This window comes from Nonomuraea cavernae, from assembly GCF_040655715.1.
Taxonomy (GTDB): domain Bacteria; phylum Actinomycetota; class Actinomycetes; order Streptosporangiales; family Streptosporangiaceae; genus Nonomuraea; species Nonomuraea cavernae_A.
Window position 1 is genome coordinate 41,150 of sequence record NZ_JBFAKL010000034.1, and the last position, 21,439, is coordinate 62,588.

General features: G+C 71.7%; 18 protein-coding genes. 7 read left to right on the forward strand and 11 right to left on the reverse strand.

Features of this window, described 5'->3' with window-relative positions:
• Window positions 1–11: 11 nt before the first annotated feature.
• Together AB0I38_RS35080 and speB are read right to left on the reverse strand one after the other, a co-directional pair.
• Window positions 12–1,526, reverse strand: a complete 1,515-nt coding sequence (locus tag AB0I38_RS35080; RefSeq protein ID WP_358491130.1) for a purine-cytosine permease family protein — start codon at window positions 1,524–1,526, stop codon at window positions 12–14.
• Complete coding sequence (gene speB / locus AB0I38_RS35085; protein WP_358491134.1) at window positions 1,523–2,455, reverse strand: agmatinase; 933 nt, start codon at window positions 2,453–2,455, stop codon at window positions 1,523–1,525. Before speB ends, AB0I38_RS35080 begins: the two co-directional genes overlap by 4 nt.
• Window positions 2,456–2,523: 68 nt before the next feature.
• Between speB and AB0I38_RS35090 the strand changes: the two genes are divergently transcribed.
• The gene (locus AB0I38_RS35090) at window positions 2,524–3,984 is read left to right on the forward strand and encodes a PucR family transcriptional regulator (protein WP_358491137.1); all 1,461 of its coding nucleotides are present in this window, start codon (window positions 2,524–2,526) and stop codon (window positions 3,982–3,984) included.
• Between the two features lie 16 nt (window positions 3,985–4,000).
• Here the strand turns inward: AB0I38_RS35090 and AB0I38_RS35095 are convergent, their stop codons facing one another.
• Genes AB0I38_RS35095 through AB0I38_RS35130 form a run of 8 tightly spaced genes read right to left on the reverse strand, consistent with a single transcriptional unit; the run spans window position 4,001 to window position 14,029 of the window.
• The gene (locus tag AB0I38_RS35095; protein WP_358491141.1) at window positions 4,001–6,709 is read right to left on the reverse strand and encodes an alpha-mannosidase; all 2,709 of its coding nucleotides are present in this window, start codon (window positions 6,707–6,709) and stop codon (window positions 4,001–4,003) included.
• The gene (locus AB0I38_RS35100; RefSeq protein ID WP_358491145.1) at window positions 6,706–7,785 is read right to left on the reverse strand and encodes a Gfo/Idh/MocA family protein; all 1,080 of its coding nucleotides are present in this window, start codon (window positions 7,783–7,785) and stop codon (window positions 6,706–6,708) included. Before AB0I38_RS35100 ends, AB0I38_RS35095 begins: the two co-directional genes overlap by 4 nt.
• A 22-nt stretch (window positions 7,786–7,807) precedes the next feature.
• Window positions 7,808–8,701, reverse strand: coding sequence for a TIM barrel protein (locus AB0I38_RS35105; protein WP_358491150.1), 894 nt, complete (start codon window positions 8,699–8,701; stop codon window positions 7,808–7,810).
• Complete coding sequence (locus tag AB0I38_RS35110; RefSeq protein WP_358491156.1) at window positions 8,692–9,879, reverse strand: CehA/McbA family metallohydrolase; 1,188 nt, start codon at window positions 9,877–9,879, stop codon at window positions 8,692–8,694. Before AB0I38_RS35110 ends, AB0I38_RS35105 begins: the two co-directional genes overlap by 10 nt.
• Window positions 9,876–10,946: an ABC transporter ATP-binding protein gene (locus tag AB0I38_RS35115; RefSeq protein WP_358491162.1), complete on the reverse strand. Its 1,071-nt coding sequence runs from the start codon at window positions 10,944–10,946 to the stop codon at window positions 9,876–9,878. The genes AB0I38_RS35110 and AB0I38_RS35115 overlap by 4 nt, the downstream gene beginning before the upstream one ends.
• Complete coding sequence (locus AB0I38_RS35120; RefSeq protein ID WP_358491167.1) at window positions 10,946–11,764, reverse strand: carbohydrate ABC transporter permease; 819 nt, start codon at window positions 11,762–11,764, stop codon at window positions 10,946–10,948. The genes AB0I38_RS35115 and AB0I38_RS35120 overlap by 1 nt, the downstream gene beginning before the upstream one ends.
• Window positions 11,761–12,687, reverse strand: coding sequence for a carbohydrate ABC transporter permease (locus AB0I38_RS35125; protein WP_358491174.1), 927 nt, complete (start codon window positions 12,685–12,687; stop codon window positions 11,761–11,763). Before AB0I38_RS35125 ends, AB0I38_RS35120 begins: the two co-directional genes overlap by 4 nt.
• Window positions 12,662–14,029 carry an extracellular solute-binding protein gene (locus AB0I38_RS35130; RefSeq protein ID WP_358491182.1) on the reverse strand — a complete coding sequence of 456 codons (1,368 nt, stop codon included), beginning with the start codon at window positions 14,027–14,029 and terminating at the stop codon, window positions 12,662–12,664. The genes AB0I38_RS35125 and AB0I38_RS35130 overlap by 26 nt, the downstream gene beginning before the upstream one ends.
• 296 nt (window positions 14,030–14,325) lie before the next feature.
• Here AB0I38_RS35130 and iolC point away from each other — a divergent pair, with 296 nt between their 5' ends.
• From iolC to AB0I38_RS35160, 6 genes are all read left to right on the forward strand, one after another.
• Window positions 14,326–15,249, forward strand: coding sequence for a 5-dehydro-2-deoxygluconokinase (gene iolC / locus AB0I38_RS35135; protein ID WP_358491186.1), 924 nt, complete (start codon window positions 14,326–14,328; stop codon window positions 15,247–15,249).
• Entirely contained in the window at window positions 15,246–16,151 is a 906-nt protein-coding gene (locus AB0I38_RS35140; protein ID WP_358491190.1) for a Cgl0159 family (beta/alpha)8-fold protein, read from the forward strand. Before iolC ends, AB0I38_RS35140 begins: the two co-directional genes overlap by 4 nt.
• Window positions 16,152–16,167: 16 nt before the next feature.
• Window positions 16,168–17,022: a 5-deoxy-glucuronate isomerase gene (gene iolB, locus AB0I38_RS35145; RefSeq protein WP_358491196.1), complete on the forward strand. Its 855-nt coding sequence runs from the start codon at window positions 16,168–16,170 to the stop codon at window positions 17,020–17,022.
• Window positions 17,019–18,875 (forward strand): 3D-(3,5/4)-trihydroxycyclohexane-1,2-dione acylhydrolase (decyclizing), encoded by a 1,857-nt coding sequence (gene iolD / locus AB0I38_RS35150; protein WP_358491202.1) that lies wholly within the window; start codon window positions 17,019–17,021, stop codon window positions 18,873–18,875. The genes iolB and iolD overlap by 4 nt, the downstream gene beginning before the upstream one ends.
• 99 nt (window positions 18,876–18,974) lie before the next feature.
• The gene (locus AB0I38_RS35155) at window positions 18,975–19,988 is read left to right on the forward strand and encodes an AI-2E family transporter (RefSeq protein WP_358491206.1); all 1,014 of its coding nucleotides are present in this window, start codon (window positions 18,975–18,977) and stop codon (window positions 19,986–19,988) included.
• Window positions 19,989–20,090: 102 nt separating this feature from the next.
• Complete coding sequence (locus AB0I38_RS35160) at window positions 20,091–20,741, forward strand: HAD family hydrolase (protein ID WP_358491212.1); 651 nt, start codon at window positions 20,091–20,093, stop codon at window positions 20,739–20,741.
• 107 nt (window positions 20,742–20,848) lie between these two features.
• Here AB0I38_RS35160 and AB0I38_RS35165 read toward each other — a convergent pair whose 3' ends face one another.
• The gene (locus AB0I38_RS35165; RefSeq protein WP_358491222.1) at window positions 20,849–21,376 is read right to left on the reverse strand and encodes a DivIVA domain-containing protein; all 528 of its coding nucleotides are present in this window, start codon (window positions 21,374–21,376) and stop codon (window positions 20,849–20,851) included.
• Between the last annotated feature and the right edge of the window lie 63 nt (window positions 21,377–21,439).

Consider the following 21,439-nt stretch of genomic DNA (forward strand, 5'->3'; position numbering starts at 1 on the left):
GCCGGGCATCGTCACACGACGGGCTCGGGAACCACACTGACGATCGGCGGGACGGGCGTGTCCACCGCGCGCACCAGACGCGGCCCGGCCGGGCCGTACACCTCACGCGGCTCGGGGAACAGCGCGAGCAGCGCCAGGTAGAGCACCGCGACCACGCCCAGGCCGACGGGCAGCGAGATGTCCACGCCGCCGGCCAGGTCGCCCAGCGGGCCGACGAACTGGCCCGGCAGGTTGACGAACATCAGCGCCAGCCCGGCCGAGGTCATCCAGGCGATCAGGCCACGCCAGTTCCAGCCATGAGTGAACCAGTAGCGCCCGCCCCGCTGGCGGCGGTTGAACACCTGCAGCGCGTCGGGGTCGTACCAGCCCCTGCGGGTCACGTAGCCGATCATCATGATCACCATCCAGGGGGCGGTGCAGGTGATGATCAGCGTCGCGAACGTCGAGATGCTCTGCGTCAGGTTGGCGGCGAAGCGGCCGATGAAGATGAACGCGATCGACATCGTGCCGATGACCACCGTGGCCCGCACCCGGGAGAAGCGCGGGAAGACGCTGGAGAAGTCGAGGCCGGTGCCGTAAAGGGAGGTGGTGCCGGTGGACATGCCGCCGATCAGCGCGATCAGGCAGACAGGCACGAAATACCAGGTCGGCGCGATGGCCAGCAGACCGCCGACGTAGTTGGGGGCGGCCGGGTCCATGTACTCGGCGGCCTTCGCGGCGATGATCGAGGCGGTGGACAGGCCGAAGAAGAACGGCAGGAAGGTGGCGATCTGCGACATGAACGCCGCCGCCATCACCTTCTTGCGCGGCGTCGCGGCGGGGATGTAGCGCGACCAGTCGCCCAGGAAGGCGCCGAAGGACACCGGGTTGGACAGCACGATCAGCGCCGCCCCGATGAACGACGGCCAGAACAACGGGTCTCCGGCCGCCAGCATGCCCGGGTAGGACGGGTCGAAGTCGCCCGCGAACGCGAACGCGCCCAGCACGAACATCAGCGACGCCGCCGCCACCGCGATCTTGTTGACGAACAGCATGAACCGGAACCCGTACACGCACACGATGAGGACGAGCCCGGCGAACAGCGCGTAGGCGACGCCGTACGAGAAGTCGGTGTCCGGCAGGCCGACCATCCGGTGCGCCCCGCCGACGAGCGCGTCGCCGGACGACCACACGGAGATGGAGAAGAACGCGATCGCGGTCAGCAGCGACAGGAACGAGCCGACGACCCTGCCGTGCACGCCCAGGTGGGCGGAGGAGGAGACGGCGTTGTTGGTGCCGTTGAGCGGCCCGAACAGCGCGAGCGGGGCCAGGATGAGTGAGCCGACCACGAGCCCGAGCACGGTCGCGGCCAGGCCCTGCCAGAACGACAGCCCGAAGAGGATGGGAAAGGCGCCGAGAACACAGGTGGCGAAGGTGTTGGCGCCGCCGAAGGCCACCCTGAACAGGTCGAACGGCCTGGCGGTGCGGTCCGCGTCGGCGATGCGGTCGACGCCGTAGGTCTCGATCTCGGTGATGCTGGTGCTCATTGCTTCTCCTGCAGGGCCAGCAAGCTGACGAGGTCGTAGGCGACGTGGGAGGCGGCGACCGCGGTGATCTCGGCGTGGTCGTAGGCCGGAGCCACCTCGACCACGTCGGCGCCGACGAGGTGACAGCCGGCCAGCCCGCGCAGGATCTCCAGCAGCTCGCGGCTGGTCAGGCCGCCCGCCTCGGGAGTGCCGGTGCCCGGGGCGTGAGCGGGGTCGAGGACGTCGATGTCGACCGACACGTACAACGGGCGGTCACCGATGCGCTGCCGCAGCACGTCGACCACCTCGCGCACGCCGCGGTGGAGCACGTCGGCGGCGGTCAGGATGCCGAACCCCAGCCTGCGGTCCTCCTCCAGGTCCCTCTTGCCGTAGAGCGGGCCGCGGATGCCCACGTGGCTGAGCGCCTCGGTGTCGAGGATGCCCTCCTCGACGGCCCGCCTGAACGGGGTGCCGTGGGTGTATTCGGCGCCGAAGTAGGTGTCCCAGGTGTCCAGGTGGGCGTCGAAGTGCAGCAACGCCACCGGGCCGTGCCGCCTGGCCACCGCGCGCAGCAGGGGCAGCGCGATCGTGTGGTCGCCGCCGATGGTGACCAGCCGCGCGTCCATCGAGCCGGCGGCGGCCTCGATCATCTCGATGGCCTCGGGGATGTCGAACGGGTTGGCCACGATGTCGCCCGCGTCGGCGACCTGCACGCGCTCGAACGGCGAGACGTCGAGACCGGGGTGGTAGGGGCGGAGCAGCCGGGACGACTCCCGGACCGCCGAGGGACCGAACCGGGCGCCCGGCCGGTAGGACACACCGCTGTCGAACGGCACGCCCACGACGGCCACGTCCGCCTGTCCCACCTCGTCCAGCCGGGGCAACCGGGCGAACGTGGCGGGCCCGGCGAAGCGGGGGACCCGGGCTGAGTCGACGGGACCTTTTCTCATGCTCGAAGTTTCGTCAAGCCTCTGACCTGCGACAATTGTTCCGTAAACAAAGTACTACGGTGTGTGTTGTGGCTGACCACAAACTGACGGTCGAGGACCTGCTCCGCTCCCCCGCCCTCCAGCTCCGCCTGCTCGCGGGTGAGGCCGGGCTCGGACGATCCGTGTCCTGGGCGCACGTGAGCGAGCTCGACGACCCGACCCCCTGGCTGCTGGGCGCAGAAGTGATCATGACGACGGGCATCGGCGTGCCGCGCACCGCGGCCGCGCAGCGGGCCTACCTCGAACGGCTGGACGACGCCGGGGTGTCGGCGCTGGCCCTGTCCGCGCAGCTGCACGTGCCGCCCCTGCACCGGGCGTTGTTCGACGTCGCCGAGGAGCGCGGGATGCCGCTGCTGGAGGTGCCGCTGGCCGTGCCGTTCATCGCGATCGCGCAGGAGGTCGCGGCGGCCGTGCAGGAGGACGCCCGGCACCGGCTGGGCGCGCAGCTCCAGGTGTTCGGCGCGCTGCGCTGGCTGGCGGCCGAGGACCTCGACACGGCGACGCTGTTCAGGCGGCTGGAACGGCTGTCCGGCTACGACGTCTATCTGTGCACTCCGCAGGGCCGCGCGCTGCTGCCCGGTGTCCCGACGCCGTCGGTCGACGTGCTGCCCTCGGAGCCCGACGCGCCGCCGACGATCCCCGGCGGCTTCGTGCTGCCCGTGCCCGCCCCCGGAGGTCCGGCGGGCTTCCTGGTGGCGTTCGAACGTGAGGGCGCCCGGCCCGCCGGGCTGGCGGTGGTCCAGCACATCGCCACCGTGGCCGCCCTGCAGGTCGCCATGGCCCGCAACGAGCGCGAGACCCTGCGCCGCGAGGGCGCGGAGACGCTGGCCGAGCTGCTCCAGGACGTGCTCGCCCCGTCCACGGCCCGCCGCCGGCTGGCCCGGCTGGGCCTGCCCCTCGACGGCGACGCCGTGCTGCTGGTGGTGCGCGACGCCGACGGCGCGGCCCTGCGCCGTGCGCTGGACGACCGTCCGCACCTGATGCTGCGGCGCGGCGACGACCACTACGTCCTCGGCCCGGCCACACTCGGCGCCGCCGTCGCCACCCTGCCGGACGTCCACGCCGGGATGAGCCGCCCCTTCGCGCCGGGCGAGCCGACCTTGGTCGCCCAGCGCGAGGCGGTCTGGGCCGCCGGCCGGGCCGCCGAGTCAGGCCGGACCCTGGTCCACTACGGCGACGACACCACGGGCAGGTGGCTGCCCGACGACCCCGCGACGCTCACCGCCCTGGTCGAGCACGTCCTCGGCGAGGTGCTGGCCTACGACGAGGCCCACGACTCCCAGCTGCTCGGCTCGGCGCGCACCTGGATGGAACGGAACCGCCGCACCGACGAGGCCGCCGCCGCGCTCCACATCCACCCCAACACGCTGGCCTACCGGCTGCGCCGTTTCACCCTCCTGACGGGCCGCGACCTGACCTCCAGCGCCGCCTTCGCCGAGGTCTGGCTGGCCATCCAGGCCGCCCGCCAGCTCGGCCTGCACGACCAGTGACCACGGGTCCTCACGCTCAGTCCGAGAGCTGGACGGTGGCGATCTCCCAGGGGCGCAGAGGCAGGCGAAGGACGCCGTCCGTGACCGGCAGCGGGTCGCCGGGGCGGCCGCGGAGGTCGGCGTGGCGGGCCTGGGTGAAGGCGCCCTCGACGACCGCCTCGGTGCCGGAGTCGGTGAGGGCCACGACGCGGAGCTCCTGCCATCCGTCGCGGTTCCGGAGCGACGTCATGACGACTCCGTCGCCCGTCACCGACAGGCCCGCCGCGGCCGGGGGCAGGTCGAGTGACGGCGCGCCCATGCCGGAGACCGGCAGCAGGTCGTGCCGGAAGGTCTCCGCCGCCGGCGGCACGGCCTCCCAGCTCCCGTCGTACGGCATCAGCGCCAGGCTGACCGAGCGCTGGCCCCGGGACTGCGCGGCCGGGGTCGGCAGCTGGGGGCCGGCCGGTTCGGGGCGCAGGGCGTGGCGGTTGCGCGACAGGTAGCCGATCGAGCGCAGCAGGGTGAGGGCCAGTTCGCCGCCCTCGTCCACCAGCTCGTACTCGGTGACGTGCTCCAGCAGCGCCGCGACTCCCCCGGCGGCCACCCACGAGGAGGCCGGGAAGGTGGGCAGCGGCTCCTCGCCGCACCCGCCCTCGGCTGTCAGGCCACGGGTGACGACGGCGAACTGACCCTCGGCGTGCGAGGCGGTCGCCGGGGAGGGCAGCGGCACGTGCAGCCGGACCCGGTGGTCGGAGCAGCGGTTGTCGAACTCGACGCGCAGCCGCACGTACGGCTCGCCCGCCCGCAGCTCGACCCGGGTGTCGACGACGGTCCGCTCGGTCTCCTCGGTCCGCGACGGGGCGGGGATCTCGGGGGTGCCCTCGATCCCGGCGCCGGCGGCCGGCCAGTGGTAGACCCGCCGGACGTCGAGCGCGGCCAGCAGCGGGCCGGAGCAGACCGTGGTGACCTCGACCGACTCGGGCTCCGAGACGATCAGGTCCTCGGCCGGGGGCGCGTGGTTGTAACTGTCGCCGACGTCGCCGCCGTCGACGATCCGGCCGGCGCCGGTGAGGGTCACGCCGCCGGGTCCGGTCAGCGAGAGGGTGCCGTCGGCGGCCACCTCGACCCGCAGCAGCCCGTTGTCGAGCACCCGCCCGTCGGCTCGCACCCCGGCCGAGGTCGCCGCGGCGCCGGAGGCGCCCTGTCCGTACACGGTCTCGTACGGCGCCGGGCGGACGCTCGTGTGGCCGAGGGGAGGCACCTCGACGAGCGCGGCCACGGTGCGGCGCGGCTCGGCGAGGATGCGCACGCGGGTCACCCCGTCGAGCGCGTCCCGGAGCTGGGCCACGTTGAACGGGGCCGACGACTCGCGGGCGACCGTGAAGGTCAGCACGTCGTCCTCGACCGACCAGCCGGTGATGTGCCGGCCGTACAGCTCGGTGCCGTGGACGAAGGTGAGCGCCGTCGCCGGGTCCATCTCCTCGTCCAGCAGCAGGGTCGGCGCGTACTCCAGCGGCTGGACGGGCACGGCCGCGCCCGATGGGTCCACCAGCGGGTCGTCGCCCGCCACGTCCACGCACACGACCCCGCGCCGGGTGGCGGGCGTGGGGTTGACGATCAGCACGCCGTCCGACGGGACGGCGGCGGCCAGCCTGGCGGTCACCATGTCGCGCACGGCCTGTCCGAGGTGTTCGGCCTCGGCGATGCGGGCGGCCACCTGCTGGGCGGTCTCGTCCACGCCGCAGCCGGTGACGGAGTCGTGGCCGCTGGCGTCGACCAGGCGCCACCAGGCCATGTCGAGGAAGCGTCCCGGCCAGTCGTCGCCCCAGAGCGTGGCCAGCGGCTCGGCGTAGCGCTCGACCATCCGCTCGGCCCGGCCCATGGCCTGCTTGACGTGGGCGCGCACGGAGATGACGCCGGGCAGGATGTTGGCCCGGGCGTGGGAGCGCAGCTCGCCGTTGACGCGCGGCAGGCCGTCCACATCGCCCGAATATGCACCGATATATCCGGACAGGGTGTCCATCCGGGCGCCGATCGCGGCCACCATGGCGGGCAGTCCGCGCACGGGCGCCGAGTGGTCGGTGCCGTACATCGCCAGCAGGGGCCCGTCCGGCCCGTGCCACTCGCGCATCCGGTGGGTGAACTCGGCGGCCCGCTCGGCCAGGTGCGCGGGATCCTCGAACAGGTGGGCCCCGTTGCCGTAGCCGCCGACCGGCAGATACTGCGTCCGCAGGGCCGTGCCGTCGGGCGCGACCCAGGCGAAGGCGTCGGTCACCACAGAGGACGGCACTCCCCGGTAGACGCAGGCGTGCAGCAGCCCGGCCCGCCGCAGGATCTGCGGCATCTGCGCCGTATGGCCGAACATATCCGGCAGGTAGCCCACCGGCATGGCCCCGCCGAGCTTGCCGGCCCGGTCCAGGCCGAGCTCCAGGTTGCGCACGATGTTCTCGCCGGAGCAGAGGAACTCGTCGAGCAGGATCTGCCACGGCCCGACGGCGAGCCGCCCCGACTCGACCAGCGCGGCGACGCGGTCACGGTTCTCCGGCCGCACCTCCAGGTAGTCGTCGACGCAGGCGAGCTGCCCGTCGAGGGTGAAGTGGTAGTCGGGCTCGTGCTCCATCGTGTCGAGCACCTCGTCCATCAGCGCGACCAGCCGCAGCCGGAAGCGCTGGAACGGCTCGTACCACTCCCGGTCCCAGTGGGTGTGCGGGACGACGACGATCTCGGCGGCGCGCTCCGTGCTCACGCTGCCTCCCCTCCGATCGGCAGACCATGGTGTACGGCGTAGCGGGCCGCGATGCGCTGGGCCGTGACGATGTCCTCCAGCCCACCGGCCGCGCCGGTGAGCGGCGGCTTGCCGTCGTTGACGTACGCGTGGAAGGCGGCCAGTTGCACCTCGAACGCCTCGGTGACGTCACGCCACTCGGTGCGGCTCTCACCCTCGGACACCACGGTCAGCGTGGTGGGCGCGTTCATCAGGTAGGGCGTGGGGAAGACGAGCTCCAGCGAGCCGCGGTCGTGGTGGACGGTCACGGTCTCGCGGTAGGCGGGGTAGTCCTCCAGGTAGTGCCACCGGATCGCGAACCTGCCGGTCACGGGCAGCGGGCCGGAGATCTCGATCGAGCCGGGCGCCGGGCCCCAGGTCTCGACGTGGGAGATCTCCTCCGGCGACCCGGTGAAACGCCGCAGGAGCGACAGGTCGTGGCAGATCGAGCCGAGCGCCACCCCGTACAGGGCGCGCACGGAGTCCGGAGCCTCCTCGCCGAGAGCCCGCGACACCAGGACGTCCTCTGCGGCGCGCAGCGAGGCCAGCAGCTCCGGGTCCACGTCGCGGGCCCGGGTCAGGTTGGCGAACGCCAGTTGCGATTCGCCGCTCGGGTGCAGCACGCTCACCTCGACCGACCTGATCACGGCCGCGCCGCCCAGCTCGGCCAGCAGTTCCTCGGCCCGTCGGACGGCCGGGTCGTACTGCTTCATGTAGCCGACCATCAGCCGCCCCTCGGGCAGCGCCGCGACCTCCGCCCGGGTCAGCGCCAGCGGCTTCTCGCACAGCACGGCGTAGCCGGCGGTCAGCGCCTGTCGCACCGCGTCGCCGTGGGAGCCGGACGCGAGCATGACCACGGCCTCGAACCCGCCGTCGGCCAGCAACCCGCCGAGGCTGGTGTAGCGGCGGGGTGCGCCCAGCCGGTCGCCGACGGCGTCGGCGAGTGTCGGCGACAGGTCACAGACGGCCGTCACCTCGAACAGGTCGCGTCGCCTCGACAGCAGTGGCACGTAGACCGCCTGCGTGACGGCGCCGCATCCGACCAGCGCGATCTTCACAGCCCGCTCCTCCAGCGTGGTGTCATAGTCCCAGTTCTCTCAGCTTCTCGCGGTTCGCGGCCTGGTCGGCGATGTTCCGCTCGACCGAGCGGCGGCCGGGCAGCGTGTCCTGCTCGACGATGACCCAGCCCTGGTAGCCGATCTCGTCCAGCGCGCGGACCACGCCCGGCAGGTCCAGCTCGCCCTCTCCGAGGGACGCGAAGCCGCCCCGGCCCATCAGCTCGCGCAGGTCCACTCCGTCGGCGAGCGCCTGGGCGAGGATGCTCCGATCGCCGTCCTTGATGTGCACGTGGCCGATCCGGCTCGCCCAGTCGCGCAGCGCGGTCACCGGGTCGCCGCCGGCGACCAGCAGGTGACCGGTGTCGAGACAGAGCTGCACGTCGGTCAGCTCCAGCAGCCGTTCGACCTCGTCCGGCGTCTCGACGTAGGTGCCGAGGTGGTGGTGGAAGGCGGGCTCGAAGCCGCGCTCGCGGCAGCGGTCGGCCGCCTCCTGGACGCGGGCCGCGTAGCCCGCCCACTCGCCGGCCGCCAGCCCGGGAGCGTTCCCGCCGGGACGGGCGAACCGCTCGGGCGAGCCCGAGCAGCCGAGCGTCGGCCGAGGCGCCAGGTGCTCGGGGGCGGCGGGCACCGCGGCGAACACGTCCAGCGTCGCGTCGAGCGTGGGCAGCCTCTCCCGGAACGCCTCGGGGGCGTTGTAGGGCAGGTCGGCCCAGCCTCCGGCGAGCAGCAGCCCGTCGAGCCGCTCGACCAGCGCGTCACCGGTGCCCAGGTAGCCGATGGGGCCCAGGTCGATGCCCGCGTAGCCGGCGTCGGCGATGGCGCGCACCATCTCGTCGGCGGTCAGCGGCGGCGGCCCGTCGCTCAGCTCGAACACCCCGAAACTCACCGGAGCGTTGGCGACACTCGTCACGCGCACAGCGCCATCACCTCGTTCTCGTAGGTTTCCAGACGGTGCCGGCCCTGCCCGGCGGGCACCAGCACCCGGTCGCCGCGGATCACCTGGCGGGCGCCACCGGGGCGGACCAGGACCAGGCCGTCGGCGTCCAGAGCGAGCAGTTCGTCGCCCAGCCGGAGCAGCAGCGGCTCACCGGGGCCCGCCGAGATCGCGGTGCGTCCGGCGGAGACGGCGTCGAAGACCAGGCTGGTGTCGGCGGCCAGCACCCAGGTCGTGGGCGAGCCGGGCAGGCCGTCGGAGCCGGGCCGGTGGAAGTCGCTGGCGCCGATCGCGACCAGGTCGTCGTGCCAGGCGTCGGCCCAGGCCAGGGGCGCGCCCCAGCGCCGGTCCCACCAGCCGGAGTGCCAGACCTCCGCGATGCGGGGGCGTTCGGTCACCGGCTGCAGCCAGGCGCAGTCGGCGCCCAGCGGATGGTTGATGGAGATGAGGCCGCCCTCGCGCTCCGCGTGCCGCACCCACGCGTCGGCGGGCTGCCGGAAGTCGACCCAGCCGACGTCGCCGAACACGTTGGCGTGGCCGCGGTCGGTGGTGACCTCCTGGCCGGGCAGCAGCGCGATGCCCCGGTCGGCCTTGGCCAGTTCGGGGTGGTGGCTGACGGTGTTGTGGTCGGTGACGGCCAGGAAGTCCAGGCCGCGACCCCTGGCCAGGCTCGCCAGCTCGGCGATGGTCAGCGAGCCGTCGCTGTGCAGGGTGTGCGCGTGGAAGTCGCCGGCGTACCAGCGCAGGCCGTCGAGGTCGGGGATGTCGCGGCGCGGCGGGCGCTCCCCGGCGGGCGGCTCCTCGGTGACCGGTCGCGCCGGGGGCGCGGAGGCGGTGACGATCTCCAGCGTGTAGTCGAGCCCCTGCGGCGGCACCCGGTGCAGCCGCAGCCAGACCTGCCAGGTCCCCTCCCGCACCGGCCCCGGCAGGTAGCCGGGCGTGGCCCAGTCGGCGGTGATCGTGTATTCGTCGCGTGCGCCGCCCGACCAGCCGCGAAACCCCTGGGGATCGCCGCATCCGAGGTCGAGCACGCCTGCCGACCGGTCGTAGCGCAGCCGTACGGTGACGGCCTCGGCGCCGGCGGGCACCTCGAAGGGCACCTCCCGCAGGATCCGCTCCAGCCGGTCGTCCAGGTTCCAGGTCCCCCGGATCACGTTCATGCCGACACCAGCTCACCGTCGCGGTAGACGAGGGCGCGGTCGCGCCGGGGCACGGCGAAGCCCTCGTCGCCGACCGCCGGCTCGTCGCCCTCGGGGACGACGGCCTGCACGGCCACATCGTTGACCTCCAGCGTCACCAGATGGGACGCGCCAAGGTTCTCCACGATCGACACCCTCCCTCCCAGGGAGCCTTCGGCGGGCTCGGCCGAGTAGGTGTTGTACTCGGGCCGCACGCCGTACACGAGGCGCTCGCCCTCGGTCAGCAGCCCCTCGGCCGACGCCGGGACGGGCACCTTGCACCCGGCCACTTCCAGAGTGTCACCGTGGACGACGGCGTCCAGCAGGTTCATGGGCGTGGATCCGATGAAGGCGGCGACGAACGTGTTGGCGGGCCGCTGGAACACCTCGGCGGGCGTGCCGATCTGCCGGATGTGGCCGGCCTCCATGATGGCCATCCGGTCGGCCATGGCCAGCGCCTCGGCCTGGTCGTGGGTGACGAACACGGTGGTGACGCCCAGCTCGCGCTGGAGCTTCTTCAGGAACGTACGAGCCTCCAGCCGGAGCCTCGCGTCGAGGTTGGACAGCGGTTCGTCGAACAGGAACGCCTGCGCCTGCGTGGCCATGACGCGAGCGAGCGCGACGCGCTGCTGCTGGCCGCCGGAGAGCTGACCGGGGCGCCGGTCCATCAGCTGGTCGAGGCCGAGCCGGGCGCCGACCTCGGCGGCCTTCTCCTGCCGCTCGGTCTTGCCGACCTTCTTGATGCGCAGCGGGTAGGCGATGTTGTCGGTGACGTTCATGTGCGGGAACAGCGCGTAGTCCTGGAAGACCATCGCGACGTCCCGTCCGCCCGGCTGGACCCCGGTGACGTCGCGCTCGCCGATGACGACCGAGCCACCGGTGGCGGTCTCCAGCCCGGCGAGCGTGCGCAGCAGGGTCGTCTTGCCGCACCCGGAGGGGCCGAGCAGGGCGAAGAACTCCCCGTCGGGGATGACCAGGTCGAGCGAGTCGAGCGCTTTCACGCCACCGGGGTAGACCTTGGTCAGGCCTCGCAGTTCGATTGCCGCCATTACCGCTTGATCCCTCCGTGGAACCGGAAGCCGTACTTTTTGCTGACGAACAGGTACATGAGCACCACGGGGACCGAGTACAGCAGGCCGAACGTGGACAGCACCTTGAGGTTGGCCTGGCCGCCCTCGGTGTAGAGGGTGTACATGATCACCGCGGCGGGCTGCTTCTCGACGTCGCTGAGCAGCAGGAAGGGCATCAGGAAGTTGCCCCACACGTTGGCGACGGTCCAGACCGCGATCGTCGCCAGACCGGGCCGCACCAGGGGGACGACCACGTGACGGACGATCTGCAGCGGTGACGCGCCGAAGACCCGGGCCGACTCCTCGTACGACTTCGGCGTGGAGTCCATGAAGTCCTTGATCATGAAGATCGCCGCCGGCAGCAGGCCGCCGCTCAGGATCAGGATCAGCCCGGTCTGCGAGTCGATCAGGCCAAGCTCGATGGCGAGCTGGAAGAGCGGCACCATCGCGGCCGTGCCGGTGATGATCGAGGAGAGCAGCAGCAGCGCGTAGAGCAGGGCGTCGCGCCCCGGCAGCCGCACCCGGCTGAGCGCGTACGCGGCCAGCGCCGACAGCACCACGACGAGCACGGCGGTCCCGACCGCCAGCACCAGTGAGTTGACCAGCGACCAGAGCGCGTACGGATGGTCGATGATCATCTGGAAGTTCTCGAAGGTGAAGTCCGGCATCCGGACCTCGTACGTCGGGTCCGAGGTGAACGGTGCCGTGGCCAGCCACAGCAGCGGAATCGTGAAGAAGGCCAGCAGCACCGCGATCAGGGTGTAGAAGCCGATCCGGCCCGCGACGAACCGTGTCATTTCTTGCTCCTGAGCAGCCGCAGGTAGAACACCGCCACGACCAGGTTGATCAGCAGGATGACCGTGGAGATCGCGGCGCCGTAGCCCAGGTCGCCACCCTGGAGCGCGACCTTGTAGACGTGCACGGCCAGCACCTCGGACTTGCCGTCGGGGCCGCCCGCGGTCAGCAGGAAGGGGCTGAAGTCGTTGAACGTCCACAGGCTGATCAGCAGCAGGTTGGTCAGGATGTGCCCTCTGATGTGCGGGAACACCACGTCACGGAGTTGCTGCCAGCCGGACGCACCGGCCAGGCGGGCGCTCTCCAGATGCGAGGGCGGCACGTTCCCGAGGGCCGCGCCGTACAACATCATCGAGAACGCGGTGCCGCGCCAGGTGTTGAAGATGATGATCGACAGCATCGGGTGGTCGAGTAGCCAGGGGAAGCCCGGGATGCCGAGCAGCGCGTTGAGCGTGCCGCTGTCGCGGTCGAGCAGGGCCACCCACAGGAACGCCACGACGGCGCCGGGCAGAATCCAGGCCAGGATGACCAGGCCCTCGACCACGCTCTTCAGCGTCCCGCGCCGGTCGCGCAGCATCCAGGCGATCGAGAAGCCGAGCACGACCTGCCCGATGACCGCCGAGCCCAGCACGAACTGGAAGGTCAGCCAGGTGGAGTCCCAGAAGGCGGAGTCGCTGATCGCCTTGATGAAGTTGTCCGCCCCGACCATCTTGGGGTTGACCGCCTCGACGCCGGTGAGCCGGTAGTTCATCAGCCCCAGGTAGATGACCCAGAGGGCGGGGAACACGAGGAACACCGTGATGAGCGCCAGCGCGGGCGCCACGAAGGCGCCCGCCCGCAGGCGGCCCAGGCCCGCCGCGTCCACGCTGTAGCGGCGGGCAGGGGCGTCGTCGCGAACCTCAGGAGGCGATGTTGCCTGCGCCACCGACGATTCCTTCGAGCTTCTGCTGGTAACCGGCGGCGGCCTCGTCAGGCGTCTTGCCGCTGACCACAGCGGCCGTCGCCTCCTGGAGGGCTGCCGACACCTGCGGGTAGACGGCCACCGGCGGACGGAAGGCCGTCAGCGGCAGCACCTCCTCCGAGATGTACGTCAGCAGCGGCTGACCGGCCAGGATCTCCTTGTTGACGTCGGTGCGCGGAGTGATGCGCACGTTGCCGTCCTTGGTCTCCTCCTTCAGCGCCTCCGGCGAGAGGGTGAAGGCGAGCAGTTCGAAGGCTTCCTTCGGATGCTTGCTGTTGGGGTTGACGGTGCGCAGCGCGCCGCCCGACATGCTGACGAAGTCCTGGCCGCGCACTCCCTTGCCGGGCTCCATGGCCGGGATCTTGGTGTATCCGACGACCTCGTCGCGGTCGGCCATCTTGGCCACGCCGTCCGTGGGGTTGACGACGCCGCGCCAGAAGTAGTCGCCCTCCATCAGGATGCCGATCTTGCCCTCGGCGAACTGCTGGAACGACTTGTCGCGGCCCTTGGCCTCCTGCTGGAGCTTGGGGTCGCCGAGGCCGCCGCCGTAGATCTTCTGGTAGAGGCCGAGCGCGTCCTTGAGCGGCTGCGAGGCGCCGGTCCACTTGCCGTCGCGCTGGAGCTCGCCGCCCGCGCCCGCGAGCAGCGGCAGCACGCCCTGCATCGCGGTGGCCTCGCCCATCGCGGTGCCCGCGTTGATCTGGATCGGCACCGGAACGCCGGACGACTTGAGCTTGGTGCCCGCGTCGAGCACCTCCTGCCAGCTCTTCGGCTGCCAGTCGGCCGGCAGCCCGGCCTTGCCGAACAAAGTCTTGTTGAAGTAGAGGACCCGGCCGTCGGTGCCGACCGGCAGCGCGTGCTTCTTGCCGTTGTAGGTGGCGAGCCCCTGGACGGCCTCGGGGATCTGCGCCCAGCCGTCCCAGCTCTCGGCCTCGGGGCCGACCACGTCGGCCAGCGGCTTGACGTAGCCCGCCTCGGCGAACTCACCGGCCCAGATGCCGTCGATGTCGATCACGTCCGCGCCCTTGCCTGACTTCAGGTCCAGGGAGAGCTTGGTCTTGTACTGCTCGTCGTCGACGCCGCTGGGAACGAACTTGACCGTGACGTCCTTGCCCTTGGCCTTCTGGGCCTCCACGAACTTGGGGATCACCCAGTCGACGAGGTGGCCGGCCGACCTGGCGTTCTTGCCGCCCGCGATGGCGTTCTGGGCGATCGTCAGCTCGATCGTGTCCCCGCCGCCGGACGACGACTCGCCGCAGGCGACGAGCCCTAAGCCCGATATGGCCAGCACGGCGACAACAGCCACCGGCCTTTTATGCAATCCCATTCAAACCCTCCGAGACGTCCGAAAAGGCAGGAGTTCAGCCAATATGTCATGACATGCGGATGACGTAAAGCTTTGGCCAAATATCTGGAGTGTCTTCACCTGCCGGGACCCGGCGGTCGACGGAGCACAGACGGTCCGGACATCATGGGAAAAGTACGGACTTGACCTGTACGTTTGTCGGCAGCCGGTTCCAGGACGCTCCGTAACATAGCGGACATCCGTATGTCATGACAATATGCCATAGTGTGCACGAAGGCTCCATCCCTGGAGGTGCGTTGTTCGACCTGATCACGATCGGCCGCTGCGGCGTCGACATCTACCCGTTGCAGACCGGAGTAGACCTGGCCCATGTCGAGACCTTCGGCAAGTTCCTCGGCGGCAGCCCGACGAACGTCGCGGTGGCGGCCTCCCGCCACGGAGTGCGCGCCGCGGTGATCACCGCCGTGGGAGCCGATCCCTTCGGGGAGTGGGTACGCCAGGCGATCCGGGGATTCGGCGTGGACGACTCCTTCGTGGCCACGATCGAGGGACCACCGACCCCGGTGACCTTCTGTGAGATCTTCCCGCCCGACCACTTCCCGATCTACTTCTACCGCGGCGAGCATCCCCCCGACCTGCGCGTCACCGCCGGCTCCCTGGATCTCGGCGCGATCAGCGAGGCCCGGGTGTTCTGGTTCACCGGCACCGGCCTGAGCCAGGAGCCCAGCCGCTCGGCCCACACCGCCGCCCTGGAGGCCCGCGCCTCGGGCTGGACGGTGTTCGACCTCGACTACCGGCCGATGCTCTGGGAGTCGCCCGAGGCCGCCCGCCAGGCCGTGCGGCAGGCGCTGCCCTACGCCAACGTGGCCGTCGGCAACCTCGACGAGGTGGAGATCGCCGTGGGCGTCCGCGAGCCGGAGGCCGCCGCCCAGGCGCTGCTCGACGCCGGCATGGAGGTGGCCGTCGTCAAGATGGGCCCCGACGGCGTGCTGGCCCGCGGCAAGGACGAGCATGTCGTGGTGGAGCCGGTCGCCGTTGAGGTGGTCAACGGACTGGGCGCGGGCGACGCGTTCGGCGGCGCGCTCTGCCACGGACTGCTCAGTGGATGGCCACTGGAGCGGGCCGTACGGTTCGCCAACGCGGCGGGCGCGCACGTCGCCGCGCGCCTGGCCTGCGCCGAAGCCATGCCGACCACGGACGAGGTGCTCGCCCTGCTATGAGTGACATCACCCTGCCCCGAACGTCCCCGTACGAGCGGCTCACCGACATCCGCGCGACGCGTCCGGAGGAGATCGCGCTGGCCGCGGCCAAGAGGCCGCGGCGCGGCCTGCCGCGCGCGGGCGAGCGGCTGCTGATCATCGCGGCCGACCACCCCGCACGGGGCGCGCTCGCCGTGCGCGACCGGCCACTCGCCATGGCCAGCCGCACCGACCTCCTGGACCGGCTGCGGCTGGCGCTCTCACGGCCGGGCGTCGACGGGATCCTCGCCTCGCCCGACGTGATGGAGGACCTGCTGCTGCTCGGCGCGCTCGACGGCAAGCTGGCCTTCGGCTCGATGAACCGCGGCGGCCTGATGGGCTCCGTCTTCGAGCTGGACGACCGGTTCACCGGCTTCGACGCGGCCTCGATCGACGCGATGGGGCTCGACGGCGGCAAGATGCTCTGCCGCATCGACCCGGGCGACCCCGCGACGGTCGCGACGCTCGAATCGTGCGCCCACGCGGTGACCAGCCTGGCCGGCAGGCGGCTCACGGCCATGGTGGAGCCGTTCTGGTCGCGGCGCTCCGACACCGGAGCCCTGCGCAACGACCTGTCGCCCGAGGCGGTCATCAAGTCGATCAGCGTCGCGCAGGCGCTCGGCGTCACCTCGGCCTACACCTGGCTCAAGATCCCCGCCGTGGCGGAGATGGAGCGCGTCATGGCCGCGACCACGCTGCCCGCGCTGCTGCTCGGCGGCGACCCGCCCGACATCGACGCCGCCTACGCCGACTGGGGCCGCGCGCTGCGCCTGCCCGGCGTGCGCGGGCTCGTGGTCGGCCGCGCCCTGCTCTACCCCGCGGACGACGACGTCGCGGCGGTCGTGGACGGCGCCGCCGCCCTGGTGCGGGAGGCGCGCCCGTGACCATAGTGGAGATGCGATGACCTACCTTCAGTACGGCAAGGCGGCCGCCGGACCGTGGTCGGTGGAGATCACCCCGGCCGTGGCGGGCTGGACCTATGCGGGGCTCCGGGTCGCCGACCTCGACGGCGATCCGGTGTCGTTCGACACGGGCGAGGAGGAGACGCTGGTCCTCCCCCTCTCCGGCTCGTGCACGGTCACCTGCTCCGCGGCGGGCGAGCCGTCCGTGAGCTGGGAGCTGGCCGGGCGCGCGTCCGTCTTCGACGGCCCCTCAGATTTCGCCTATATCCCGATTTATACGCAGGTGACGGTGACCGGCCGGGGACGGATCGCCTTCCCGTCGGCCCGGGCCACCCACCGGCTGGCCCCCCGCCACGTACCCGCCTCCGAGGTGCCCGTGGAGATCCGGGGCGCCGGCCAGGCCACCCGCCAGGTGAACAACTTCTGCGCCCCCGGCGTCTTCGCGTGCGACAAGCTCATGGCCGTCGAGGTGCTCACCCCCGGCGGCAACTGGTCCTCCTATCCCCCGCACAAGCACGACACCCCGCACGAGGACGAGGCCGTGCTGGAGGAGATCTACTACTTCGAGGTCGCCCGCCAGGGACAGGGCTACCAGCGCGTCTACACCTCCGAGCGAGGCCACATCGACACCCTCGCCGAGGTCTCCTCCGGTGACGTGGTGCTGGTGCCGTACGGCTACCACGGCCCCTCGATGGCCGCGCCCGGCTACGACCTCTACTACCTGAACGTCCTGGCCGGCCCCGCCGAGGAGCGGTCGATGGCGTTCTGCGACGACCCCCGCCACACCTGGATCCGCTCCTCGTGGGAGGGCCAGGAGATCGATCCCAGAGTTCCGTTCGGGAGGGCCCGATGACCCGGTTGACCGTCGCCCAGGCCGTGGTGCGCTTCCTGGCCGAGCAGTGGACCGAGCGCGACGGCGCCGAGCACCGGTTCTTCGGCGGCTGCTTCGGCATCTTCGGCCACGGCAACGTGGCCGGGCTCGGCCAGGCGCTCGCCACCTCGGCCGCCGACCTGCCCTACCATCTGAGCCGCAACGAGCAGGCCATGGTGCACGCCGCCGCCGGCTACGCGCGGGCCGCCAACCGGCTGTCCACCCTGGCCTGCACCACCTCGATCGGCCCCGGCGCGACCAACATGGTGACCGGCGCGGCCGGCGCGACGATCAACCGGCTGCCGGTGCTGCTACTGCCCGGTGACATCTTCGCCACCCGCGTGGCCAACCCCGTGCTGCAGGAGCTGGAGGACACCCACTCCTACGACGTCTCGGTCAACGACTGCTTCAAGCCGGTCTCCCGCTACTGGGACCGGATCAACCGCCCTGAGCAGCTGCCGTCCGCGCTGCTGGCCGCCATGCGGGTGCTCACCGACCCGGCCGAGACGGGCGCGGTGACGCTGGCGCTGCCCCAGGACGTCCAGGCCGAGGCGTACGACTGGCCGGAGGAACTGTTCGCGCGGCGCGTGTGGCACATCCCCCGGCCCCGCCCCGAGCGGGCCGCGCTGACGCGAGCGGCCGAACTGGTGAGGTCGGCCACCCGGCCGCTCATCGTGGCCGGTGGCGGCGTGATCTACAGCGAGGCCGCCGAGCAGCTGCGGATCTTCGCCGAGACCCACGGCGTCCCGGTGGCCGAGACCCAGGCGGGCAAGGGCGCGCTTCCCCACGGGCACCCGCTCGCCATGGGGGCCGTGGGCGCCACCGGCACCACCGCCGCCAATGCGCTCGCCCGCCAGGCCGACCTGATCATCGGGGTCGGCACCCGTTACAGCGACTTCACCACCGCCTCCCATTCGCTGTTCGCGCCCGGCGCCCACTTCGTCAACCTCAACATCACGGGCTTCGACGCGGCCAAGCTGTCGGGCCTGCAACTCGTGGCCGACGCCCGGGAGGGCCTGGCCGACCTGTCCGGAGCCTGCGCGGGCTGGGCCACCTCCGGCGCCTACCGCTCCGAGGCCGCCGAGCTGAGCCGCGCCTGGGACACCACGGTCGACGCCGCCTACGCCCTGGACGGCTCGCCGCTGCCGCAGTCGGCCGTGATCGGCGCCGTCAACGCGGCCGCCGGCGACGACGGGGTGGTGGTCTGCGCCGCCGGCTCCATGCCTGGCGACCTGCACAAGCTCTGGCGGCCGAGCGGCCCGGGCGCCTACCACGTCGAATACGGCTACTCGTGCATGGGCTACGAGATCGCCGGCGGGCTGGGCGTCAAGCTGGCGGCGCCCGAGCGCGAGGTGTTCGTCATGGTGGGCGACGGGTCCTACCTGATGATGGCCCAGGAGCTCGTCACGGCGATCTCCGAGGGCGTCAAGCTGGTCGTGGTCCTCGTCGACAACTCCGGCTTCGCCTCGATCGGCCGCCTGTCCGAGAGCGTCGGCGCCGAACGCCTGGGCACGTCCTACGGCTTCCGCGGCACCGGCCGCTTCGACGGCGGGCCGCTGCCGGTGGACCTGGCGGCCAACGCCGCGAGCCTCGGCGCGACCGTGCTGCGCCCCGACTCGCTCGCCGAGCTCCGTAAGGCCCTCGACACGGCCCGCGCGGCCAGGGAGACCACGGTCGTGTACGTCCGCACCGATCCCGCCCTCGACACCCCGTCGTCCGAGGCGTGGTGGGACGTCCCCGTGGCAGAGGTCTCCACCACACCGGCCGGCCAGGACGCCCGCACGGCGTACGAGTCGGCCAAGCAGGGGCAGTACCGCCGCCTCACACCACCCTGACCTCGGGTTTTCCGGCAGCTCGGTGGTTGCCGGAGATCGTCAAGGGGAACGCCTCCCTCCGGGCTCACGGGGCTCAAAGGGCTCAGGGGGGAGGCGGCGATGAAGCCGTGGCGCGCGGTCGGCTGGATCGTGATCATCGCGGTGGTGCTCTACTGCGTGGTCCTTGTGCACACCGTGATCATGCCGATCATCATCGGCGTGTTCTTCACCACGCTGCTGCTGCCCCCCGCCCGGTGGCTGCGCAGGCGCGGCCTGGGCAGGGGACTGGCCACCACGGTGGTCTTCGTGGGCGGGCTGCTGCTGGCCGCGGCGCTGATCGCGCTGCTCGTCCCGCCCACCGTCAGCGGCGTCACCGAGATGAGCGACAGCCTCGGCAAGGCGGCGCGGGAGCTGCAGGGCCTCGGCGCCCGGCTCGGCATCGACACCGAGCACCTGGCCGCGCAGGCCGGAGACTATGTGTCCAAGCGAGGGCAGCAGATCACCACCACCGCGCTGACCGGCGCCCGGACCGTGGGTGAGATCGTCGTCGGCGCCGTGCTGGCCGTCATCCTGTCGATCTACTTCGTGCACGGCGGCGACCGGCTCTTCCAATGGCTGCTGGAGCTGATCCCGGTCTCGGCCCGGAGACGGGTCCGCGCCACCGGTGAGCTGATCTTCGACGTGATCGGGCGCTACATCCGCGGCGTGGCCCTGGTGGGCCTGGTCGACGGGTTCTTCATCGGGCTGGCGCTGTGGATCCTGGGCGTGCCGATCGCGCTGCCGCTCGCGGTGCTGACGTTCGTGGGCGCGTTCCTGCCGATCGTCGGGGCGTTCCTAGCGGGGTTGCTGGCCGCGGTGGTGGCGTTCGTGGCCAAGGGCTGGTTGATCGCGCTGATCGTCGTCGCGGTGACCTTGCTGGTGCAGCAGATCGAGGGGCACGTGCTGGCGCCCCAGATCTACGGCCGGACGCTCGACCTGCCCGGCGCGGTGATCCTCGTGGCCATCGCCGTGGGCAGCCTTCTCGCCGGGATCACCGGGGCGTTCCTGGCCGCGCCCGTCGCCTCGGTGATCGTCGCCCTGCTCAGGAACCGCGACATCCTGGGAGGCGGAGCTCCAGCTCCAGCTCGTGCCTGATCGCGATGCGCCCCAGCCGGCGGTCAGGACACGGGTCGCTTCAGGAAGATCAGCGGGCTCGACGGGTCGCACGGAGATCGCCTTGGGTCCAGTATGGACCTCATGCGATGGGTGACTTTCGACTGTTTCGGCACGCTGGTCGACTGGCGGCACGGCATCTGGACCAGCGCCGACCTGGTCGCGCCCGGCCATGGGCGCCGGCTGCTCGACGCCTACGGCAAGCACGAGCGCGAGGTGCAGGCCGAGTCACCGGGGCTGCGTTACCGCGAGGTGCTGGCCGAGTCGCTGCGCCGGGCCTGCGCCGAGGAGAAGGTGCCGCTCGCCCCCGACGACGCCTCGGTGCTGGCCACCACGCTCCCCTACTGGCCGGTCTTCCCGGACGTCGGCGACGAGCTCACCGCGCTGCGCGAGGACGGCTGGCGGCTGGCCCTGCTCACCAACTGCGACCGCGACCTGATCGGCGAGACGCAGCGGCGGCTGCCGGTGCGGTTCGACGCGGTGGTGACGGCCGAGGACGCCGGCGCCTACAAGCCGTCCCACGCCCACTTCGACACCTTCAGCCGCTCGTACGAGCCCGAGCGGTGGGTGCACGTCGCGCAGAGCTACACACACGACCTGGTGCCCGCCCACCAGCTGGGCATCAGCCGCGTCTGGATCAACCGCCTCGGCGAACACCCCGAGGACCCGTCGGTCCTCCAGGCGGTCCGCCCCGACCTGCGCGGCCTCGCGGACGTCGTCGCCACGTCGGCCTGACTCGCGGACGTCGTCACGCCTCGGCCAGATCCGCGAACGTCGTCACCGCCTCGGCCGGATCCGCGGACGTCGTCACCACATCGGCCGGATCCACCGCGCGAGGCGGGTCAGCCGCGCTGCTCCAGAACGTCGGCGATGCCGGCCAGGAACGTGTCCACATCGGCGATCAGGTAGCCCGACCTCAGCAGCACGGTCGAGAACTTAGCCTCACGCACCTCCTTGGCCGTCACCGGGTAGTCGGTGGTGCCGCGCAGCGTGGCCACGATCCGGTCGAGCAAGGCGTCGACCTCGTCCTCGTTGTAGCCGGTGCCCATCCGGCCAGGCCGGAACCCCACGCGTTCGACCCGCGCCGCCTGGGTCTCGAACCACTGCTCGCGCAGCATCTCACCGGTCGGCTCGGTCATGGCCAGCCGTACGGGACTCCTGGCCTTCGTCTCCAAGGCCACCACGAACGCCTCCAGCGCGAAGTCGACGGCGGTCTCCTGGTAGCCGCCGCGCTTCGCGCGGAACGTCGCATGGCGCACGTCGTCGGCGGTCACGGGTTCGACGTCGCGTGATCCCCTGCCCAGTGTCGACTCGATCCGCCCGATGAGGGCATCGACGTCGACTGGGTCATAGCCTGAACGCATACCCATGACGCGCGGAAAGCGGTTCAAGCCCACTCCTCCTGAGTTGTGCGGGGGTCCGTCTATATTGTG

Coding starts and splice junctions, on each gene's coding strand:
- AB0I38_RS35165 (WP_358491222.1), bottom strand. CDS start 21,376: ATGGGTATGCGTTCAGGCTATGACCCAGTCGACGTCGATGCCCTCATC.
- AB0I38_RS35140 (WP_358491190.1), top strand. CDS start 15,246: ATGAGTGACATCACCCTGCCCCGAACGTCCCCGTACGAGCGGCTCACC.
- speB (WP_358491134.1), bottom strand. CDS start 2,455: ATGAGAAAAGGTCCCGTCGACTCAGCCCGGGTCCCCCGCTTCGCCGGG.
- AB0I38_RS35110 (WP_358491156.1), bottom strand. CDS start 9,879: ATGAACGTGATCCGGGGGACCTGGAACCTGGACGACCGGCTGGAGCGG.
- AB0I38_RS35115 (WP_358491162.1), bottom strand. CDS start 10,946: ATGGCGGCAATCGAACTGCGAGGCCTGACCAAGGTCTACCCCGGTGGC.
- iolB (WP_358491196.1), top strand. CDS start 16,168: ATGACCTACCTTCAGTACGGCAAGGCGGCCGCCGGACCGTGGTCGGTG.
- iolD (WP_358491202.1), top strand. CDS start 17,019: ATGACCCGGTTGACCGTCGCCCAGGCCGTGGTGCGCTTCCTGGCCGAG.
- AB0I38_RS35120 (WP_358491167.1), bottom strand. CDS start 11,764: ATGACACGGTTCGTCGCGGGCCGGATCGGCTTCTACACCCTGATCGCG.
- AB0I38_RS35080 (WP_358491130.1), bottom strand. CDS start 1,526: ATGAGCACCAGCATCACCGAGATCGAGACCTACGGCGTCGACCGCATC.
- AB0I38_RS35155 (WP_358491206.1), top strand. CDS start 18,975: ATGAAGCCGTGGCGCGCGGTCGGCTGGATCGTGATCATCGCGGTGGTG.
- AB0I38_RS35160 (WP_358491212.1), top strand. CDS start 20,091: ATGCGATGGGTGACTTTCGACTGTTTCGGCACGCTGGTCGACTGGCGG.